21 protein-coding genes and 1 tRNA gene are annotated in these 19,386 nt (G+C 46.1%); 12 read left to right on the forward strand and 10 right to left on the reverse strand.

Annotation, left to right across the window (positions count from 1 at the left end; translation table 11 throughout):
* Positions 1–30: 30 nt before the first annotated feature.
* Complete coding sequence (locus P3339_RS17645; protein ID WP_502867307.1) at positions 31–276, forward strand: PFL_1563 family small protein; 246 nt, start codon at positions 31–33, stop codon at positions 274–276.
* Positions 277–432: 156 nt separating this feature from the next.
* Here P3339_RS17645 and secF read toward each other — a convergent pair whose 3' ends face one another.
* The 4 genes from secF to queA form a co-directional block, all read right to left on the reverse strand.
* Entirely contained in the window at positions 433–1,434 is a 1,002-nt protein-coding gene (gene secF / locus P3339_RS17650) for a protein translocase subunit SecF (protein ID WP_020412284.1), read from the reverse strand.
* 11 nt (positions 1,435–1,445) lie between these two features.
* Complete coding sequence (gene secD / locus P3339_RS17655; protein ID WP_020412283.1) at positions 1,446–3,314, reverse strand: protein translocase subunit SecD; 1,869 nt, start codon at positions 3,312–3,314, stop codon at positions 1,446–1,448.
* A 206-nt stretch (positions 3,315–3,520) separates the two neighbouring features.
* The gene (gene tgt / locus P3339_RS17660; RefSeq protein WP_040628384.1) at positions 3,521–4,639 is read right to left on the reverse strand and encodes a tRNA guanosine(34) transglycosylase Tgt; all 1,119 of its coding nucleotides are present in this window, start codon (positions 4,637–4,639) and stop codon (positions 3,521–3,523) included.
* Between the two features lie 14 nt (positions 4,640–4,653).
* Positions 4,654–5,727, reverse strand: a complete 1,074-nt coding sequence (queA, locus tag P3339_RS17665) for a tRNA preQ1(34) S-adenosylmethionine ribosyltransferase-isomerase QueA (protein ID WP_282951379.1) — start codon at positions 5,725–5,727, stop codon at positions 4,654–4,656.
* A 178-nt stretch (positions 5,728–5,905) separates the two neighbouring features.
* Between queA and P3339_RS17670 the strand changes: the two genes are divergently transcribed.
* The 5 genes from P3339_RS17670 to P3339_RS17690 all read left to right on the forward strand — a co-directional run bounded on the left by P3339_RS17670 (position 5,906) and on the right by P3339_RS17690 (position 8,701).
* Positions 5,906–5,992: transfer RNA gene (locus P3339_RS17670), tRNA-Leu, on the forward strand.
* A gap of 198 nt (positions 5,993–6,190) precedes the next feature.
* Positions 6,191–6,517 carry a hypothetical protein gene (locus tag P3339_RS17675; protein ID WP_282951380.1) on the forward strand — a complete coding sequence of 109 codons (327 nt, stop codon included), beginning with the start codon at positions 6,191–6,193 and terminating at the stop codon, positions 6,515–6,517.
* Positions 6,518–6,923: 406 nt separating this feature from the next.
* Positions 6,924–7,265, forward strand: a complete 342-nt coding sequence (locus P3339_RS17680; protein WP_282951381.1) for a hypothetical protein — start codon at positions 6,924–6,926, stop codon at positions 7,263–7,265.
* Between the two features lie 567 nt (positions 7,266–7,832).
* Positions 7,833–8,456, forward strand: coding sequence for an AHH domain-containing protein (locus P3339_RS17685; protein WP_282951382.1), 624 nt, complete (start codon positions 7,833–7,835; stop codon positions 8,454–8,456).
* Positions 8,453–8,701, forward strand: a complete 249-nt coding sequence (locus tag P3339_RS17690) for a hypothetical protein (protein ID WP_282951383.1) — start codon at positions 8,453–8,455, stop codon at positions 8,699–8,701. The genes P3339_RS17685 and P3339_RS17690 overlap by 4 nt, the downstream gene beginning before the upstream one ends.
* Before the next feature lie 956 nt (positions 8,702–9,657).
* On the opposite strand, the gene P3339_RS17695 is transcribed toward P3339_RS17690, so the two are convergent.
* The 4 genes from P3339_RS17695 to P3339_RS17710 form a co-directional block, all read right to left on the reverse strand.
* Positions 9,658–10,332 carry a DUF7822 domain-containing protein gene (locus tag P3339_RS17695; protein WP_282951384.1) on the reverse strand — a complete coding sequence of 225 codons (675 nt, stop codon included), beginning with the start codon at positions 10,330–10,332 and terminating at the stop codon, positions 9,658–9,660.
* 540 nt (positions 10,333–10,872) lie between these two features.
* Positions 10,873–11,121, reverse strand: coding sequence for a hypothetical protein (locus P3339_RS17700; RefSeq protein ID WP_282951385.1), 249 nt, complete (start codon positions 11,119–11,121; stop codon positions 10,873–10,875).
* A gap of 67 nt (positions 11,122–11,188) precedes the next feature.
* Complete coding sequence (locus tag P3339_RS17705; protein WP_143728917.1) at positions 11,189–11,431, reverse strand: hypothetical protein; 243 nt, start codon at positions 11,429–11,431, stop codon at positions 11,189–11,191.
* 249 nt (positions 11,432–11,680) lie between these two features.
* Complete coding sequence (locus tag P3339_RS17710) at positions 11,681–11,833, reverse strand: hypothetical protein (protein ID WP_282951386.1); 153 nt, start codon at positions 11,831–11,833, stop codon at positions 11,681–11,683.
* Between the two features lie 1,311 nt (positions 11,834–13,144).
* On the opposite strand from P3339_RS17710, the gene csrA reads away from it, so the two are divergent.
* From csrA to P3339_RS17735, 5 genes are all read left to right on the forward strand, one after another.
* Complete coding sequence (gene csrA, locus P3339_RS17715; protein WP_020412270.1) at positions 13,145–13,333, forward strand: carbon storage regulator CsrA; 189 nt, start codon at positions 13,145–13,147, stop codon at positions 13,331–13,333.
* A 581-nt stretch (positions 13,334–13,914) separates the two neighbouring features.
* Complete coding sequence (locus P3339_RS17720) at positions 13,915–14,235, forward strand: hypothetical protein (protein WP_282951387.1); 321 nt, start codon at positions 13,915–13,917, stop codon at positions 14,233–14,235.
* Positions 14,236–14,237: 2 nt separating this feature from the next.
* Positions 14,238–14,894 (forward strand): hypothetical protein, encoded by a 657-nt coding sequence (locus tag P3339_RS17725; protein WP_282951388.1) that lies wholly within the window; start codon positions 14,238–14,240, stop codon positions 14,892–14,894.
* A gap of 608 nt (positions 14,895–15,502) precedes the next feature.
* Positions 15,503–15,976 carry a LabA-like NYN domain-containing protein gene (locus P3339_RS17730; protein ID WP_282951389.1) on the forward strand — a complete coding sequence of 158 codons (474 nt, stop codon included), beginning with the start codon at positions 15,503–15,505 and terminating at the stop codon, positions 15,974–15,976.
* Positions 15,977–16,113: 137 nt separating this feature from the next.
* Entirely contained in the window at positions 16,114–16,638 is a 525-nt protein-coding gene (locus P3339_RS17735; RefSeq protein ID WP_282951390.1) for a hypothetical protein, read from the forward strand.
* 409 nt (positions 16,639–17,047) lie between these two features.
* On the opposite strand, the gene P3339_RS17740 is transcribed toward P3339_RS17735, so the two are convergent.
* A complete protein-coding gene (locus P3339_RS17740; protein ID WP_282951391.1) occupies positions 17,048–17,767 on the reverse strand; it encodes a helix-turn-helix transcriptional regulator in 720 nt (239 codons plus the stop codon).
* 178 nt (positions 17,768–17,945) lie between these two features.
* Between P3339_RS17740 and P3339_RS17745 the strand changes: the two genes are divergently transcribed.
* Positions 17,946–18,890, forward strand: coding sequence for an alpha/beta fold hydrolase (locus P3339_RS17745; RefSeq protein WP_282951392.1), 945 nt, complete (start codon positions 17,946–17,948; stop codon positions 18,888–18,890).
* Between the two features lie 71 nt (positions 18,891–18,961).
* On the opposite strand, the gene P3339_RS17750 is transcribed toward P3339_RS17745, so the two are convergent.
* The gene (locus tag P3339_RS17750; RefSeq protein WP_282951393.1) at positions 18,962–19,240 is read right to left on the reverse strand and encodes a hypothetical protein; all 279 of its coding nucleotides are present in this window, start codon (positions 19,238–19,240) and stop codon (positions 18,962–18,964) included.
* Positions 19,241–19,386 lie beyond the last annotated feature (146 nt).

Below are 19,386 nucleotides of genomic sequence, written 5' to 3' on the forward strand. Positions count from 1 at the left end.
TGTGCAGCGCTTAGGCGTTTGGGTGATTTTTTGTTCAAAACAATGTATGATGTCCGGCCAACCCATAAACCGGATAGTTATCGTGGCCAAAAAGCATCCTCGTCTTCCAGTCGCAAGCAGAGCGCTCCGTTAGAGACCAGCGAGAGCATTGAAGCGCAGGTGCAGGCTTTCCTGGCCAAGGGTGGCGAGATTGAGCAGGTGCCCAAGGGTGTGAGCGGCCAGACCAACACCTCCGGCCCCAAGCACATCACCCTGGGTAAGAAGCCTCGCAGCTAAACCGCTCGTAACTGGCTTCACTAATTAGCCCAATTTAGCCCAACAAAAGGCCCCGACTTCAGCACTTAATTACACTTGATTAATGGTGACTGAGAAACCGGGAGCACAAAAAAGGCCGCTTTAAAGCGGCCTTTTTAATTTAAGGGTTAGCCTGGATCAGGGCATTTCTTCCAGCTCAGCACCCTCTTTCACTGGCGGCATCAGATCTTCTTTGGAGATCTTCAGTCCCATCAGCACGTTTGCTGCCACATACACAGAAGAGTAGGTACCTACAACCACACCGACGATCAACGCCAGGGAGAAGTTGTGGATCAGCTCCCCGCCGAAGAACTGCAGCGCCCACAACACCAGCAAGGTCGTGAACGAGGTCATAAAGGTACGGCCCAGAGTCTGGCTAATGGAGATATTAATAATCTCCTCAGTCTCAGCCTTGCGCACCTTGCGGAAGTTCTCACGAATACGGTCAGATACCACGATGGTATCGTTCAGGGAGTAACCGATCACCGCCAGCACCGCCGCCAGTACAGTGAGGTCGAAGTCCAGCCCCAGCAGGGCAAAGAAGCCCAGCACGATAATCACATCGTGCCCCAATGCCGCTACGGCACCAACGGAGAACTTGTACTGGAAGCGCAGGGCCACGTAGATCATCACCAGGGCCAGAGCCACCAGCATGCCCAAGCCGCCATCATCGCGCAGCTCGGCACCTACCTGAGGACCCACCATTTCCACACGGCGCAGGGTGACAGTACCATCGCTGCCTGCACGCAGCACTTCTACCACCTTGTCGCCAATCGGTGTAACAGCTTCCTGATCAGTAGCACTGATCTGGGTTTCCTCTTCAGTTACCTCCGGCGGCAGCTTGATCATCAGCTCGGTTTCGGAGCCGTAGTTCACTACCGTAGCGCCATCATAGCCAGCATTTTCCAGCTGGGTGCGCACATCGTTAATAAACGGCGCAACTTCGTAACCCACTTCAACCTGGGTACCGCCGGTGAAGTCCAGGCCAAACTTCAGGCCCTTGGCCGCCAGTATGCCAATCGATGCCAGTACCAGGATGACAGAAACAACCGCGGCAATCTTGCGCCAGCGCATAAAGTCATAAACGCGCTTGCCCATGTACTCGGTGATCTTACCGTTTTCCACTTTGGTCTCACTCATGGCCAGTCTCCTTAAATCCAGAGTTTCTGTACACGGCGACCGCCGTAGAACAAGTTAATGATTGCACGGGTACCCATAATGGCACTGAACATGGAGGTGAGAATACCGATGGACAGGGTTACCGCGAAGCCCTGAACCGGACCGGAACCAATAGCGTACAGAATAACCGCCACAATCAGGGTGGTGATATTCGCATCCACAATGGTGCTGTAAGCATTATCGAAGCCGGCGGTAATCGCCGATTGCGGAGGCATCCCATTCCTGAGTTCCTCCCGTATTCGCGAGAAAATCAGCACGTTGGCATCCACCGCCATACCCACGGTCAGAACGATACCGGCAATACCCGGGAGCGTCAGGGTAGCGCCGAGAATCGACATCACCGCCACCAGCAGAATCAGGTTGACTGCCAGGGCCAGGTTCGCAGCCAGACCAAATACGCGATAGGAAATCAGCATACAGATAAGTACCGCCAACAAGCCGTACTCTACCGACTGAATACCCACCTTGATGTTATCGGCACCCAAAGATGGGCCAATCACGCGCTCTTCCACAAAATACATGGGAGCTGCCAGGGCACCGGCGCGCAGCAGCAGGGCCAGTTCCTGGGCCTCTGCGGGGCTGTCCAGGCCGGTAACACGGAACTGCTTGCCGAGGGCACTCTGCACGGTAGCCAGGCTGATAATCTTCTTGTCTTCAGTCCTGATCTGCTCGGTGATCTCGTTGCCCTCCGCATCGATCTTGGTTTGCGGGGTAAAGCGGGTCTCGATAAACAGGGTGCCCATACGACGGCCCACATTTTTCCAGGTGGCACGGTGCATGAGTTCACCGCCACGGGAGTCGAGGGTGATATTTACCTGGGGGAAGCCGCTCTCGTCATAGCCGACACGAGCGTTGGTAACGCTGTCACCCTTGATAATAATCTTGCGCTCGAGCCAGGCACCGCCGTACATCTGCTGCGTCTGCTCGCTGCGGTACTCGAAGTACTCTTTGTTGGTAACCAGCTCATCGGGGCGGGCTTCCATACGGTACTCGAGGTTGGCGGTCTTACCGATAATACGCTTGGCCTCGGCGGTGTCTTGCACACCGGGCAGCTCTACAACGATACGGTTGCGCCCCTGGCGCTGAACGATCGGCTCTGCCACGCCCAGCTCATTCACCCGGTTGCGCAGGGTGGTCAGGTTCTGGCTAACCGCGTAGTCCTCAAGCTGCTTGATCTCCTGCTCAGACAGGGTGGCACGGATCTCCAGGTTCTCACCACTGCCGGATTCGCGCAGCTGCAGCTGCGGGAATTCCTTACGCATGGTAGAGAGCGCCAGGTTGCGCAGTTCATCACTGCGGAAACGGGCGACGATTTCGCGATCGTCGATCAGGTCAACACTGCGGTAACGGGCCTTGGCTTCACGCAGTTTGGTTTTCACATCCTGCGCATAGCCTTCCATATTGGTTTTTACGATGGTGTTGGTATCCACTTCCATCAGGAAGTGCACACCGCCAGCCAGGTCGAGGCCCAGCTTCATCGGGCTTGCGCCAATATCGCTCAACCACTGAGGCGTGGTGGAAGCCAGGTTCAGGGCAACCACGTAATCGCTGTGGCCCAGGGCCTCCTGAATCGCGCGCTTGGCCGGCAACTGCTCATCCTGGGACTCGAGGCGAATCAATATCGCCTTATCGCCCACCTCTCCGCCAAAGTGCGCAATCCCCGATTCATCCAGGGCCTTTTGTGCTTTGGTGAGGACATTCTCATCCATCACCATGGCACTGGATTGCCCGGAAATCTGCACCGCAGGGTCCGGCTTATAGAGATTGGGCGCGGCGTAGATAAGGCCAAAGGCCACAACCGCGAGAATCAGAAAGTACTTCCAGATCGGGTAGCGATTCATGCTGTTCTCATTGTTCTAGTGTGACCCCGAGGGCCGGTAAATCTTGGCAATTTGCCTGGATATGCGGGCAGTATACGCAGAATGCAAGGTACACCGCCCCCAATAAAAGTGGGGGCTGATTATACGGGGATCGGATGAACGGACAAATGACAGGGGCACAATCGTGCGATCGACTGTGCCCCAGATAGGATAAAAGTACGGCGCTATCAGGCCTCTAGCGCTGGAACCTCACGGCCCAGACCGCGGTAGAACTCCGCGACATACGCCTCCAGTTCATTGGCGGCGATCGCATCGCGCAGCTTTTGCATCAGGCGCTGGTAGTGGCGCAGATTGTGAATTGTATTCAGCTGCGCACCGAGAATTTCACCACAGCGATCCAGGTGATGCAGGTAAGCGCGGGAGAAATTTTCACAGGTGTAGCAATCGCACTCTTCTTCCAAGGGGCCCGTATCATGGCGATGCTTGGCATTGCGGATCTTCACCACACCTTCAAAGGTAAACAGGTGGCCGTTGCGCGCATTGCGCGTGGGCATGACACAGTCGAACATATCCACACCGCGACGCACCGCTTCAACAATATCTTCCGGCTTGCCCACGCCCATCAGATAGCGCGGCTTGTCTTCCGGCATCTTGTGCGCCAGGTGATCCAATACCTTGATCATCTCCTCTTTCGGCTCACCCACCGACAGGCCGCCAATGGCATAGCCATCGAAACCAATCTCAGTGAGGCCGCGCAGGGACACATCGCGCAATTCCGGGTACATACCGCCCTGCACAATGCCGAACAGCGCAGACGGGCTATCGCCATGGGCTTTCTTGGAGCGCTCCGCCCAACGCAGGGACAGCTCCATAGACTTGCGCGCTTCATCGGTAGTGGCCGGATAAGGCGTGCACTCATCGAAGATCATCACGATATCCGAACCCAGGTCCCGCTGAACACGCATGGATTCTTCCGGGTCCAGGAATACCGGGCTGCCATCAATGGGTGAACGGAAAGAAACCCCCTCTTCCGTAATCTTGCGCAGCTCACCCAGGCTAAATACCTGGAAGCCGCCGGAGTCGGTGAGGATAGGGCCAGACCATTGCGTGAAGTCGTGCAGGTCGCCATGGGCTTTAACCACTTCGGTACCCGGGCGCAGCATCAGATGGAAGGTATTGCCCAGAATAATTTGTGCACCAATGCCCTCGATATCTCTCGGCAACATACCTTTAACAGTGCCGTAAGTACCCACCGGCATAAACGCCGGGGTTTCCACCACACCGCGAGGAAAACGCAAACGGCCACGACGGGCCTTGCCATCAGTGTTATCCACTTCAAACTGCATAAAACATTCGCGGCTCACTGGGTATCTCCTTTCGCTGGTGCGACTTCTTCTTTTTTGGCATTGGGATCGCGGGTAATAAACATGGCGTCGCCGTAACTAAAGAAACGGTAACGCTCCTCAACAGCAGCTTTATATGCGGCCATCGTATGCTGGTACCCCGCGAAGGCACTCACCAGCATCAACAGGGTGGATTCCGGCAGATGGAAGTTGGTGACCAACTTATCCACAACCTGAAATTCATAGCCGGGATAAATAAAGATATCCGTCTCCCCCACCGTGGCCTGCAATTCGCCACCGCGCGCCGCACTTTCCAGTGCGCGCACACTGGTGGTACCCACCGCAATCACACTGCCATTTCGGGCACGGCAAGCGGCTACGGCATCCACCACTTCCTGGGAAACATCCAGCACTTCGCTGTGCATCTGGTGCTCAAAAATATTATCCACGCGCACCGGCTGGAAAGTCCCGGCACCCACATGCAGGGTAACGAACACAACCTCGACACCTTTATCCCGCAGCGCGCCGATCATTTCATCGTCAAAGTGCAGCCCCGCCGTCGGCGCCGCCACAGCACCTGCGTTGCGGCCGTATACCGTCTGGTAGCGCTCGCGATCGCTGGCATCGTCTTCGCGATCAATATAAGGAGGCAGCGGCATATGGCCGAGGCGATCCAAAATCGCCAGCACGCCCTCTTCTTTGGGGAAGGACAGCTCAAACAGCGCATCCTTCCTGCCAGTAACCTCTATACGGGTACCGTCTTCAAGAACGATGCTGGAACCGGGTTTGGGAGACTTACTGGAGCGCACATGGGCCCAGATATCCGTCTCATTGAGCACCCGCTCCACCAGGATTTCCAGCTTACCGCCGGTTTCCTTCTGCGCGAACAAACGTGCCGGAATCACCCGCGTATCGTTGAAGACTATCAGGTCACCTGCCTGTGCCTGATCGAGAATATCTGGGAACTGCCGATGTGTAATGGCCCCGCTGGGCCCATCCAGACACAAAAGACGGCTGCCGCGGCGCTCTTCAGTAGGCGCGCGGGCGATCAGCTCATCGGGCAGATGAAAGTCAAAGTCCTGACGCTGCATGGAATCCTGGAAATCTAGAAACTATGGAGAGGTCGCGAAGGTTATAGGAAATTTTAGGAGCTGTTAACTGGCGCGACAGAAAATGCCGTAAGTCATTGAAATCACTGGTTGACCCCGGCCAAAGCATTGCTATAATCACGCCCTCTTCGCACCGACCCCAAGGTCGAGCAGCGAAAGTGCCAGAGTGGTGAAATTGGTAGACACAGGGGATTCAAAATCCCCCGCCCTTAAAAGCGTGCCGGTTCGAGTCCGGCCTCTGGTACCATCTCTCAAACCCGCGTCAGCTCTAGCTTTCGCGGGTTTTTCATTTCTGTGCAGACAACTTTGAAAAAGACTCATTTGTTGGTTTCAGCGCCAAAGTATCAACGTGAAATCACATTGATACTCCGGTGACGTAAGGAGCCCCTAAGCAGAGACACTCTCTTTTTCTAAGTTGACCGTCCTAATAAGAGGAGATCCAAAAATGAAGTACTTACTTGGCACCATTGCACTACTTTCTAACCTTGTTTATGCAGATGGATGTTTGGTTACCGATGCAAAAGTAACCTCTGTTCTGCGATATCAAGACGGGAATATCATAGTAACCTTTGACAAGGCTACAGACTGCGGTTGTAGCCAAACCAATAGATTGGGGTTTGGAGAAAATGCCGCGGGCATGGATTTTGTTAAGTCCATGATTCTAGTTTCTTACAGCACCCAATCCCCTGTAAACGCATGGGCAACCGATAACAGCTGCTCTATTCATGGCAACACAGCAGTATTAACATCACTGCAACTTATGCCAAAGTAGACGCCTCTGAAATACTGGGAGGTATAGGCTAAGTAGTGCAATCCCCATAAGGCTTGAAATAACTGCTGCCCTCTTACCTATTGGACTTCAAATCTCCCAACTTAACAAAGCAGTTGTGTTAAGAATTTGCAGCCAGGAATAAAACTGCACTTTTTTGGATTTAGCAATTTTTTCTGCCAACTCCTTTGCCACCTCTATGACAATGACTTGTATATTGGGTACGTTCGCGTTTCCTTATTGGACAGGAAACAATCACTCAATATCTTTGAATTACTACCCAACCGTCACCAAATAATAATTTGATCAAATCTAATGCTATCAAACTCTAGTCAAGTAAACATATTTAGGCTTACCGATAAAACCTGATCTCGCTACTCTTCGCCCCCATTATTAGCAATAAACATAATTGGGATTATTTAATGTTCATTCGTTTAATTATTTTATCAGTATTAGCTTAGATGCTTATTCGTCAGGCCATAGTGGTAAAGCAAAAATATCTTTTTTATTTAATGGCAGTTCAAATGGCTTACTTTTAGTTGCTAGGGAAAATGGTTCCTGGGACAATCCAGATAACTGTTCTGCTTCTAATTATTTGATTCTAGAAAAGGAGAATCCTTCTCGTTCAGAATTATATAGTGCATTACTAGCTTTCAAAATGTCTAACAAAGAAATAGATGTATGGGTAAGAGACTGTATTGAATATAATGGAAAAACCTACCCTAAAATCGATGGTATCTATACATACTAATAAAACCATAGAAAATAGGCACATTCCAGCGTGTGCCCATTTCAAGGATACTATTTCATCCCAATACCATCCCAAGGCTAACACACAACCCATCCGCACTGCTCTTGTACCCATTAATTGCCGCCTCTTGGGTTGGCTTCTGCCCATTACCAGGGTGGCGACTAGCGAAAAGTCCTAATTGGGCCGAGTATTGTCAACGGAAAAACCTTGGTGGATCACAGAGGAGTTCAAGTTTCAGGCAAAATATTGATTTATATAGAAGTTGTTTAGTGTTTGGGTAACTCTGATGGCTTCTAAATACAATGATATGCATCATCGTGCGCGTTTAAATTCCACTCCAGCCACCAAAAAAAACGAACCTTACCGCTCCTTGATTTTGTGATACTGCTCTCAATCGTGGTCTCATTATCGTTAAAATTATCTCGACAATAGAAGTTCTTCCAGCCGGAATATATAACAATCGTCCCAATTGATTGACATTTCAAATCTGCCTCAAATTATCAATTGCACTACAAAATAGTAAGATATAATCTGACAATACCTTAATCATTAACGGAATAATTGATTATGCTACCTCCACACGGACTCCTTCTTGAAAAGCCTCATGCTTTTAAGAGTCGCACAGAATTAGCCATTGAAAAATTTTCCAATAAGGAAAACCCTACAGAGGCAGATTTGAATGCCGTTTTGGTAGTCGGGCAAGTTGAGGATGGAATAGCGAAAATGCTTGGCTATATATTGGATGGCTTAGGTATGAGCCGTTCTGAATTAGAGAAGGAAGCTCACATCTCGCAAAACCTTGGCGAAAGGATGGCCTTATCTAATGATTCCAAGCCCCACCCCAAATGCCATGCTCATGCCATTGTTTCTGGGGCACACCCCAAAGCGGTCACATTAAGAGCTGTATTGGCAAAATTTAAAGTTAGAATTGATGATCCCGATAATGGTTGTTGGCTACCGGAAAACACCGCTGCTAAGATGTTAATGCCAAGGAGTTTAAAAGATGCAGTTCCGCACAGCCGAATACATAGAAATAACTATTACTTCTGGCTTTCCAGCTATATCAAAATGTCAATAACAAAAGATCAAAGCCATTTAAGGTTTCAACTTTCAATGATTGAAAATTCATTAAAAACAAGCTCCTTCCCTCCTTACGTGATGCTTCCAGCCTCAAAGGAGTATCAGCCTTGATTTATCGTATTCACCCAAACATTAAAGACTATTTAATGGTTACCTTTGACGGTGACAAAGCCCGCGAAGCCCTTGGGGAAGATACCGACTTCTACATGGATGAAAGGCCATTCCCATACCAAAATGAATGGCAACCAATGGAAGTTGACTTTGATGATGCTTTTGGCGGAAAGAAAAAAGAAATTCCTGACATTTCCTTAAATGTGGGCAAACTTTTCTTAGCGAAAAAGCATACAACCTATTAAAAGATAAACTTTCAAAATTTGGGGAGCTTTTACCCATAACATTTGAAGGTAAAAAAGGGTATATTTTTAACGGCTTAACAACAGTAAAAACAGATGAGAAGCTTAGTATTCATGACCCCCTGAATGACAGATTTTCAATTGAATTTAACGAAAATAATATAGAAGAAATTTCAATCTTTAAGGCTGAAATTGACTTTAATGGTTACTTTTGTAATGACGAGCTGAAAAACATTATTGAAAGTAACAATCTTACAGGCATTAACTTCTCTATTGATGTAGGTAATCCATTCCCTGAAGAGTTAGGTATGAGAAGTACGCATTAAACTGTAAAAACTATGACTGCTTGTAGGCGGAGAGCACCTAACTGGAATGAAGACTCTACCCTTTCATATAGAGCACTATTTATTGCTAATAGGTTGGAGCAGTTGATATCTAGATACTAGGAAGCAAGTTACTATTTCCCGAAATACTCCTCCTACCCTTTAGCCGCTGGATATTTCACCAAAGCACCGGCCCTATCTAAATCAAAACTATGAATACTACTTTAGAGGTTTAGCTGGGGCGGTATGGTATTTCTCTGCTAAAAAAATGCTGGGTATATAATTTGTGTGATTGCCAGTGCCTTCTTTCCTCCACTTAGCGCATTTCGACATCGCTATCAGGCCTCCACGCCTCCAATAAAATGGAATCACTCAAAAATACAGCCACCTTCCCTTTGTATCATTGGATGCATGATCAAGGAAAAGTAAAGGAAATTTAGAAGGTTCTATATTTCCTTTGTTGAGTAAGTCCTTGAAAGATAACCGCCCCCTCTATGATCGCCCCGAAGTGACGCTATTGTTCTACAGAAATTTGGACATCAATCTAAAGATCTCCTAGGCCTGATAGCTACACAAGTGGCAGAAGGTCCCTTCTAAAGTTTTCTACTCAAGGAGTTAAAGCCCCCCACTCACTTATCAAAGAGCCTCCTCAAATTCCTCTTTATTTTCTAATTCATAATAAAGAATATCACTCCAATACAGACCTAAAGGTAGCTCACTCTCAATATCGTCAAACTTATCATTGAACTGGAGGCCGTAAAATGCACTTGGGGCAGCTTCTGACTTGTTTTTCGCTGCATTTATTACAATATCGGCAGCTACCTCTGGGTCTTCTGGCAGCGCATCAATCGCAGATCCAGCTTCACGGCAAGCGCTAATTTCGCCTTCAACGTAGCCACGCAGGACTGCTTCCTCACTTTCATCCATGCAGTCCAGCTCGATAGTCTCAAGTAGTAGATAACTATCCTTATGTTCTTCAAGAAATTCTAATGTTTCATTAAGCATTGATTCCTGCAGGCCATCAATCTCTTTCCCGATCACTCGCAGAACCTCAATAAATTTTTTTAACCGCGCGAATCCTGTCTCAAAGTCACTACTGATAGCATAAAGCTGAGTTTTATTATCGGGCGAATCATCATCAAAGCCATCTGATACCAGTGATGCACACAGTTTTGGGTTCCCAGACATGAGCACACGATAAGTGAAGGGGATATTGTATGGCCATTCAGATAAGCCCGAGATAGTGTCGGGGCGGTCTGAGTAGGATTTTGGTTGGTTGCTAAGACTGTAAAGATAAGAACGGTTTGCCATTTTTGATACTCCCTATAAATACCAGCAACAGCATAGCTTTATCGCGTTATGCCCCTTCTGGATATGCAAACTATTAGATGGCAACTTCCTGAGTAGAGCAAGCCGAAAGTGAAATTATTTTTCTGTAAACACGCAATCGATTGGTTATTAATAGCCAGCAACCTGCTCATAAAACCCGATCAGGTGTGTTAATTGTAGATATCCACAAATACCCTAACACTATAGGATCTACATTCTACCACCACTATGTTTCTCATTATGTGTAAAGCACTTTTCCAATATCGAATTGATTTTAATCAATTACTACTCTGAATTTATCTAACCGCATCGCTGCAGAACCAGTTAACTTAACCATTGGTAACCAATGCTGTTCATCCAGAATTGTTTCAAACCAGGATCTGCCTTAGCTTAAACTATAAAAGACTCTCACCATTCTTATAATCCACCAATCACCTTTTCCGATACGCTCGCACCCCTTCTCCTTATTCATCGAGTCTAAGACTGTCACAAGGGCAGCACCCCCTAGTTAGCAGGCTCTTGTTATTCTTGGCACTCCCTTTCCTCCAATACACCACCTCTCTTGATTGAGTACTCGGTATAGTTCCCGGTTACAATATCAAGGATTTGCAGCCAGGAATAAAACTCCGCTTTCTCGGATTTAGCAATTTCCGCTGCTAGCTCCATTGCCGCCTCATCAGTTGGAGCGGAGCCTCTATAACTTTTTGCACCGCCATTCATTAAATGAATACGCTCGGCAAAGATTGCAAACCTATTGATCGTTCTTCCCATGTCCTTTCTCCGGTTAAGTTTCCCTGGCCATCCGCTAGCCATTCAATAGTGCTTAGAGCAACCCAGATTAAGCACTCAACTCCTTAAATTCTGATTCCAACCAAGCCATACTGCGCTCAACTTCCCGCATCTGCCTTAGTGTCAGCTCCAGTTCTTCACGCAAATTCACACCCACAGAAACCGAAAAGCTGCGTACGTACTTTGTATAGTTAAGGATGCAGATGGCATACATTGGTCGGTTGTCATAGTCCGACCGATAGCGGCATATCCGGATCGGCTCTCCGTCGAAAATGATGTTTCTGGTTCCCATAACTACCTCCAAGCACAATACTGTATACCTATACAGTATATGATACAGGGCTCAGGACCTGTCAAGATAGCCAGCGTGCCCCTCTACCCAGTGAAGCCCCGGCCTAGCCAGGCATTTTGGTCATTATCGGGTTGTCGCTGCCTGTAGTGCGGTACGCGTACTCCGCCACAGTGGCGGTAATAGCGCTGGTTACCTTTATCAGGTTATCCACTATGTACAGTACAAAATTTGATCAGCAATCTCTTTTGCTCAAATAATGATCAGATAGGCGTTAACCAAAGAATCAGCGGTAAGTAGTGCATGGATCAGATCGTCCAATCCGCCCTGGCGTGTGGTGGAGTAGATATACTCGTAGATGTGGGTCTGGTTGACTATCAGGCTCAAAGGATTGACTTTAATCATCTGGAGGTGCTTTGGCGGTCAGTCTTTAAAAGTGGATGCTGTGCCTCTAACATCTGAGGACTGTTAGCCAGCCAGCTTCATACTAACCCAGATAGCTGATAGAGAATGACTGTGGTTCACGGTAGCTCCGGGTTATCCACACTTCCCTACGATGGGGCCATGAATTACCAACATAAATTCAATACCGCAGTCGGCTTCCCCAATGCCAATCTCTAGTAAAAAGTCTCGAAATTACTGCGGTAGAAAAATATTGTACTGTTGTTCGATACCATTAATTTCTTGCTCTGAAAAAGACGGAAATCATATTTCCAACATTTTGCACCAAACAGGGAGCAGTCTTTACCCAAAGTACTCAATTTTCTGATTGGTTGTTTGACTTTCAACAAACAGTTTTCTATCTCTCTACTACTCAACTCTTCCATATTTAAAATGTTCATAAGTGAAAGCATCGGCTGGATCATCACTTTAAACTGAGCAGCTGAATAAGCCTTCTCCGATCTTTTAGCTTCGGTAACTTAGAATTGAAATAAGAATACTTTAATTAGCTAACCACTAAACACCTCATTAAACGCAGACCACAATCTAGTTGCATAGCAAGCAGCCATAAATTGGCTCAGCAGAATAGAAGCTATGCAATAGATTCTATAAATTCTTATCTACTCAATAAATCATGGAGTGCATTTAAAATTTAGATTACTGATTCCAGTTATCTTGGTCCACCCAACCTCTTCCGAATGTAAATCTAACAGTAGTAATCAAACCTGGATCAGACCAACAATCTAAAAACCGTGCAATAGCAAATGCGTATAGGAAGATAGGCACCAAAATGATCTTATTGGAATTTATTAAGATTGTTTTCAGTGTCAAAAATGCGTAAGGTAAATAGATATTTATCGGTATTTGGGGCCATAGCTGAGCAAGCTTTAATTAGCGAACAACTCGGAATCAAAAGGCTCAAAACTTTCTAAATGGCCCAATCTCGCAAAGGAGAACGGTAGCGTGACATAAAAGTAAGTAAAAGGCGCTGACCCAAGGTGCTACCAACACCAGGGGCCAGCTAACCAAATTGATAGAGTAGTTATCAAAGTGGCTATATGGATGATACGCTAGAAACCCGCTCGTCTTCAATAAAGTGGAGCACATTCAGTAACTTGAAAGGCTTTTTCAGGTTCTGGGAGCGTTGTATCCGCCTTTTCTACTTTTACGCCTATCGTTCCCGCGCCCCACCTCGTATTGCCTCAAAACGTCGCTCTCTAAGCTTTCCCACAGCGGTAGGTCTCCCCATGGTTTAAGTATCAATAGGAAATAGATATGTTAATTTTAACTCGTCGGATTGGCCAAAACCTCAGGATTGGAGCAAACGTCTCAATCGTAGTTTTGGATATTAAAGGTAATCACGTAAGAGTGGGGATAGAGGCTCCCAAATCCCTGCCCGTTCACCGTGAAGAAATCTATATGCGCATCCAGAAAGAGCGAGAGATGGAGAGTGAAGATCGTTGAGAGGCGGACTCTTTCTGTAACGCGGCTACTCCATGAATCTAACTTCCATAGAGAATAGCTCTACGGTTTTATAGCTCTGTATTAGATTCCAATGGATATTCCTTACCAGTATACACCCAGGAAGGGAAACATTGGCCTTGAGACTACGCCCCTCAGAAGCCCGCAACGCGGGCACCCACAGGGGGTAGTTTACCATGCGAGCGATCATCAGGTTTATATTCAGTGATCAATTAAATATATCCGGTTCATAACGGTGACGGAACTCTTTTGCTGATTCTGCCACTTTCATTGGGCCACGGATTGCTACCACTCTGGCAACCAATGGCAAATATACTCCGCTTTTTATCTACAGGCAGGGCCTATTGATTAAACACTTTTTTAAGGTATTCGACCCCAATGCTACAAACGATGAGACTGCCTAGCGGCAAGGATAGTTGAACCACCAGGATAATTGAATAAATTTGATTTATATAAATCCCAAGCTGCAAGAGGATGTTATTGATCTGGTTGAAATATCACTAGATAATTTGTGTACTATTTGGTGTTTTAATTCCACACCTGCAATATCAAGAGGGATGTATATGTCTATTTTCTGGGTAATTGATACTAAAGTAAAAGTTTTGCCACAAAGCTCGTTACCCCAAGATGGTAGCACTTTCTATTTTGGTCGCTCTATTGTTCCGGACGAATCTAGAGAAAATGCTGTAGCTCGATTGACCGCTGCACTTGAAGAAGACTTCATGTTAGTGGAGGAGGTTTCCAGGGTAGCTACATATGATAGCCAGCAGTGGGATACAGAAGCTGATGAAGATTACGAGACCAAGGAGTCCTATGAGGAAGCCAAGCAGACTGGGGAGATCGTATTCGGCTGTTTTGCATCAGAGCTTTCATTGGAGGATTAATTGTGTCAAAGGGAGCAATGACAATAGCCGAGGGAAGTCAGGCTAGCAAATATAAAACTGATGCAACACTAATCTTAAATGGAATACAAGAGCGACAGTATGTTCTTCGTACTGCTTTTGATTCACTATCAGTCTGGAAAACTAAGTACGCCGTCAATGTTTCACCATTTTATCCGCGCCTTAAAACGAGCATAAAAGAGGCGGCTTTAATTGATAATGAAATATGGGTATTTGGTATAGATGGTACTAACCCGCATCATATTATTGATGCAGTAACCGTAGCCTCTCAGTTCTATATGATTGAGCCAAGGGATATTCTTAGCAATGTCTATGTCAAAAATCTGAATACTGAGGGGGAAGCAAGCCTGGAACTCAGCCTCTTGGTGAAGCTAAATAAAGATTTATATAGAGCAACAACTGAAGCTATCATGGAAGCATGCAGACACTTCGGTATAAATAATGAAGTCAATCTCCATGTGTATAGCGCCAATATTAATCCAAAGATTCCTCAACAAGATCTACACCAAGCGTTAAAAGATGGTGGGGCCTCTTCAGTTGTTACTGATTCTAGAAATCTAAAGTATAAATCCGGTAATAACCTTGGAAATAGAGGAGCTACAATTAGAACCAATATGCATGTAGCAAAGCTCGAGTTTTGATTGTTCATACAACTGCAAATGATTATGAGAGGCTGCTCTTAATCGTTGAATAGTGATAACCAGACAGTAGCTTGACAAACTAGATCATAAATCGATGTACTCGCGGCCTCTAGCTTCGGAATAGCATCGGTCATTTGAGGCTATCTACATTATCAGATGCACCGACCTCCCCGTTAAGTCACCCAACAGAATCACCTTATGTAACTCGGCAGTTTTACGAGTAAAATCGCTGAGAGGCACTTTCACACTCCCTATATAGAATCTCACGCGGATACTCAAATAGGGTGATTGAATTTAGCCAGTGTATTACCTAAGAGTTGCTGACCAGCGGGTAAGTGACATCTCACTTCTCGATACTGCACTCTCTAATGGCAGTAGCAATTTCATACGCTTAGATTGGATACCTTATAAGGGTATCAGCATAAATATCAGGACAAGCAGCCTATTCCAAGTAGCCAAGCGTGATAGCCGAGAGTAGCTATACCCAGGCCTTGGCAAAAAATTGTCACTTGAATATGAAAAGCTAGCAGCATAAAGTACGTACAAAAGAGGCCGCAGGTCATATCGCTGTTTGTGTATTAGGCCTCTCAATATTACTGGATTCTCAAATGGAAAAAATTGCCATACTTGTTGATGTGCAAAATGTTTATTACACATGCAGGCAAATCTATAAACGAAACTTTGATTACAATAAGTTTTGGTCCGAAGTGACGGGTGGAAGAGAAGTGGTTAAGGCGGCAGCTTATGCCATCGACCGTGGCGATAGAAAACAGTATGAATTTCAAAATATCTTAAGATCTATTGGTTTTGAAGTGAAATTAAAACCCTTTACGCAAAGGTCCGATGGCTCCGCCAAGGGTGATTGGGATGTAGGGATAACTATTGACGCCATAGAATACTCAAACCTGGTAGATACTATAGTTTTAGTCTCGGGAGATGGTGACTTTGACATTCTTGCTCATAACCTTAGATTAGACCGAGGCAAGAAAGTTGAAGTATATGGCGTACCAGAGTTGACAGCTGCCTCTTTGGTTAATGCAGCGAGTAAATTCACCCCAATTGAAAATAAGCTGTTACTCTAATTACTATCTAAAACAGTAGATGGCTCTCATATGCACCTGTAGTCATCTACTGCGCTCTTTTCTTCTTAATGAGGGCTAATACGCTACATCAAGCGATAACTGGTCAATGTGAAATATACATATGATTAGCAACTCATTTGAAACAATTGCGCTCAAAGCAACATCCTTTCCAATTTTGTAATTTAAGGATAAAACTCTATCCTGGAGGACAAAGAAAAAGTACTTCCAGCTGGCTTCATACAGACTACCGATTAGTACGCTCTAGTCAAGGACCTAACAAAGTGAAGAATTTACTGATTACAGGTTTAATCCTCTTCTCCATGGTTACTCAAGCAACTGAGAATGTAGATGTTTGCCCAAACTTAGATCTTGATATACCAGAATCTAAGGCCAAGCCAACAATAAAGACCATACCTGTGCTTCCTAAAGGTAATGGCAAGTACTTACCAGCATGTATAGTGGTTTCGTTTGAATTAGCAGAGATTCCGAAATCAGAAGGTAGAGGACTCATTCCCAGAAAAATAAAGATCGAAGGTTCCTCAAACAAAGCGTGGGACAAACCCATGGAAGTCGCCGTATCTAGATGGCTTTATCTATCAAAAGGTATAGAGTACCGTGGGCGCCAATATGTGATCTATAAGATTCCGGCACAAGCTCCATAGCCGCGTGATTGGGCAGTCGTTGACCGATTAAGCATAGATACAGAGAACCCTGAACAAACCCCCTACTTTAATCAGGTTACATCTATTAAAAATCTCGTATTATTTCCCGATCATCAACCGCGAAGCGGAATTAGATAGCAGGAAAAAGCAACCAATAAAGATATTGGTGTATGTAAATAACTCAATATAAATGCCCTTGCAAATTCGTTACTGATACTCGATTAACTTAATCATGAGCTGGTATAATCACAGCTACTAATTATTTTCTAGCGACCTCAATCGACAAAATATATTGAAATATATTTTAAGTGGTGAGTATTAATACACCCATTTTATATCGATATCTCACTTAGCTCTGGCAAAATGAGTCTGGCTTAAGACACCATTTTGTCTTTCATAACGAATAAGATTAGCGAGATAAATGGCGAATTGGGGAGACACTATCTTCGAATAATACATGTCGGCGCCGAAATGTTTTGCCTTCAAGATATTCCGGCTTACTGATTCTGTCCATTCGAAAATGACGGAAGTCTTTGCGTGCGGGATCCCAAGCTACCAAATACCATAGTGGTGGTAAAATGAGCATAGCTTGTGGCTCAACAACCCTGCTGGTTACAGACCCCTTTGCGTCACAGTACTGGAAACTTAGTTGTAGCCGTTGGAGGAAAGCTGCCTCAAAAGTGGGTAGCAGGGTGGGCTCCATCTCTTGGATATTTGAGATGTCTACCTGCGGTGAAAGCTTACCGATATATAAGCAGTCCAAAAACCGGCGTAAGTCACGCACTTTGTCCGGTGGCAAAGCTTTCTCTATTTTGGCAAGGCCGGCATCTGCGAGACCTGAAAAAGGTAAATTCCCGGCCGCACGCATTGATGCAACACTGATCAGAAGAGCAAAGACTTCGGCAACCGAGAGACGCGCTGTGGTTTGAACCGATTGCGGGTCTAGTTGCAGGCCGCCCCCAGGACCGGGTTCAGAATGAATAACAAAGCCCTCATCGCGCAGTGCGCTAATGTCACGCAACACTGTACGCCTGGATACACCGACCTCTTCTGCTAGGTCAGCAATCGTAGAAGTACCATTTCGGCGAAGGCTGCGCACGATGGCGTCTTGTCGAAGGCGAACACTCATTTTGTAAGAATATGATTAAATGGTGACATTATTTGGCACCATTGGATTTTAATCTATGGCCGTTCATTTCAGCAAAGGAGTTCTGAAATTGCAACGCACACCCGTAATCCCAAGGGAAAGAAAGGGTCCATCCGGTATATGCGGCGTTACTTGAGCCATCCAAGAAAGGAGAAATAAATTGTTTAATCTAACCGATTTCCCTAAGCCCACTCTTATTTCAATCAACGGCGTTGAGTTAGAAGTCTTTGAAGCAGGCCAGCAGAGTACGGAAAACCCAATTGTGCTTTGTCACGGCTGGCCAGAGCATGCCTATTCTTGGCGCCATCAGGTGCCAGTACTTGCCGCAGCCGGCTACCACGTTATCGTTCCAAACCAGCGTGGTTATGGCAATTCATCCCGTCCTGCCGACGTAACTGACTATGACATTAAAAACTTGTCGGATGACCTCGTCGCACTGCTTGACCACTATGGATACAAAGATGCTACCTTTATCGGCCATGATTGGGGGGCAATGGTGGTTTGGGGGCTTGCGCTATTACATCCAACCCGGGTAAATAAAGTTATAAATATGGCCTTACCCTACCAGGCTCGCACAGAAAAGCCTTGGGTCGAGTTTATGGAGGAATTTCTAGGAAGCGACTATTACATCGTTCACTTTAACCGACAGCCAGGCATCGCGGACACTGTGTTAGACGCAAATACTTCACAGTTCCTTCGCAATATATTCCGCAAGAACGTGCCTCCAGCACCACCAGAGCCTGGAATGATGATGATCGATCTCGCCAGAGCAGAAGCGCCACTTGGCGAGCCCTTAATGAGTGATAGCGAACTGGCTGTTTTTATTTCCGCATTTGAGAAAACAGGGTTCATGAGCAGTATAAATTGGTACAGAAATCTTGATCGCAATTGGCAGATCTTGGCTGATGTAGACCCAATCATTCAAAAGCCAGCACTCATGATTTATGGTGATCGAGACTTGATCCCCAAAGCCCAAAACCTAAAAGAGTTCGTTCCCAATGTTGATATAATCAGCCTCGACTGCGGCCATTGGATTCAACAGGAAAAACCTGAAGAAACAAATCAGATAATTTTAAAGTGGCTAGAACAACAGGATGCCACTTAGCGCAAAAGGCCATTTGATATAAAAAATATCTCTGAAATTATCTGAGTAATTTATGGATGTAGTAAAATCTACTATTTTTCATTACTCAGATACTTTTCTCGTACTTGATTAATCATGCCACCAGCCTCTAGCACCTCAATTTCATCCGCTGACAGGTCACTCCGCAGATTAATACTCTCGCCAGATGACTTAATCAAAAGCTTTACAGAGTTGTTTGACTTCAATTGTGCTATTGGCTTTTCAATCACAAGAATTGAATCTTGCTCGAGTCGATCGTAATCATCAAAGTTCCCACTCAGTAGTGGCAGTACACCAAAGTTAATGAGATTGCGCCGGTGGATACGAGCCATGAGAACTTTCACTCCATAACCACTGATAGCAGCTGGTGTAGTGGCTGCACATATCCGTACAATACAGGGTCCAACTACAGCGCTCCTCAATACTGGCATTCAACTGGGAACTCAGAAAAATTTAGAATCTATCTCGTGGACGTAAT

Origin of the sequence: Microbulbifer sp. MLAF003, from assembly GCF_030012965.1 — a bacterium.
GTDB lineage: Bacteria > Pseudomonadota > Gammaproteobacteria > Pseudomonadales > Cellvibrionaceae > Microbulbifer > Microbulbifer variabilis.

Coding starts and splice junctions, on each gene's coding strand:
- P3339_RS17695 (WP_282951384.1), bottom strand. CDS start 10,332: ATGGCAAACCGTTCTTATCTTTACAGTCTTAGCAACCAACCAAAATCC.
- P3339_RS17720 (WP_282951387.1), top strand. CDS start 13,915: ATGTCTATTTTCTGGGTAATTGATACTAAAGTAAAAGTTTTGCCACAA.
- queA (WP_282951379.1), bottom strand. CDS start 5,727: ATGCAGCGTCAGGACTTTGACTTTCATCTGCCCGATGAGCTGATCGCC.
- secF (WP_020412284.1), bottom strand. CDS start 1,434: ATGAGTGAGACCAAAGTGGAAAACGGTAAGATCACCGAGTACATGGGC.
- P3339_RS17730 (WP_282951389.1), top strand. CDS start 15,503: ATGGAAAAAATTGCCATACTTGTTGATGTGCAAAATGTTTATTACACA.
- P3339_RS17685 (WP_282951382.1), top strand. CDS start 7,833: ATGCTACCTCCACACGGACTCCTTCTTGAAAAGCCTCATGCTTTTAAG.
- P3339_RS17710 (WP_282951386.1), bottom strand. CDS start 11,833: ATGATTAAAGTCAATCCTTTGAGCCTGATAGTCAACCAGACCCACATC.
- P3339_RS17675 (WP_282951380.1), top strand. CDS start 6,191: ATGAAGTACTTACTTGGCACCATTGCACTACTTTCTAACCTTGTTTAT.
- P3339_RS17705 (WP_143728917.1), bottom strand. CDS start 11,431: ATGGGAACCAGAAACATCATTTTCGACGGAGAGCCGATCCGGATATGC.
- P3339_RS17740 (WP_282951391.1), bottom strand. CDS start 17,767: ATGAGTGTTCGCCTTCGACAAGACGCCATCGTGCGCAGCCTTCGCCGA.
- tgt (WP_040628384.1), bottom strand. CDS start 4,639: ATGCAGTTTGAAGTGGATAACACTGATGGCAAGGCCCGTCGTGGCCGT.
- P3339_RS17700 (WP_282951385.1), bottom strand. CDS start 11,121: ATGGGAAGAACGATCAATAGGTTTGCAATCTTTGCCGAGCGTATTCAT.
- csrA (WP_020412270.1), top strand. CDS start 13,145: ATGTTAATTTTAACTCGTCGGATTGGCCAAAACCTCAGGATTGGAGCA.
- secD (WP_020412283.1), bottom strand. CDS start 3,314: ATGAATCGCTACCCGATCTGGAAGTACTTTCTGATTCTCGCGGTTGTG.
- P3339_RS17750 (WP_282951393.1), bottom strand. CDS start 19,240: ATGGCTCGTATCCACCGGCGCAATCTCATTAACTTTGGTGTACTGCCA.